Source organism: Natrialba sp. PRR66 (assembly GCF_034808065.1).
GTDB classification, from domain to species: domain Archaea; phylum Halobacteriota; class Halobacteria; order Halobacteriales; family Natrialbaceae; genus Natrialba; species Natrialba aegyptia.
The window spans coordinates 1-353 of the sequence record NZ_JAXHGN010000028.1; the positions used below are offsets into that span (position 1 = coordinate 1).

Consider the following 353-nt stretch of genomic DNA (forward strand, 5'->3'; position numbering starts at 1 on the left):
TCTGACGCGGTTCGACGAAGTGCTCCGGATCACCAACACCAACGGTCAGGAAGCGGACGTGTGGGTGACCGACCCGAGTAACCGCGTCACGTTCTACGAGACGGAAGACGGTAACAGAGAGCCGATTGAGGGCCCACAGAACCAGGTGGGTCTCGACCCGGGCGAAGATATGCTCGTCGGACTCAGCGTCGACACCAAGGGTGGGACGGTGGACTTCGACGGCACGCTGACCATCCACGCCAATATCGCGGAGGACGACGACCCTGGAACCACGACGACCCCCACGACAATCCGGACGACCACAGCGCCCACAACGACTGGAACGACGACGACCGAACCGACCACGACGGAAT

General features: G+C 62.3%; 1 protein-coding gene. It reads left to right on the forward strand.

The window, feature by feature from the left end:
• Window positions 1-353, forward strand: a 353-nt coding sequence (locus tag SM755_RS23355; RefSeq protein ID WP_323174794.1) for a hypothetical protein, incomplete at both ends; no start/stop codon positions are given.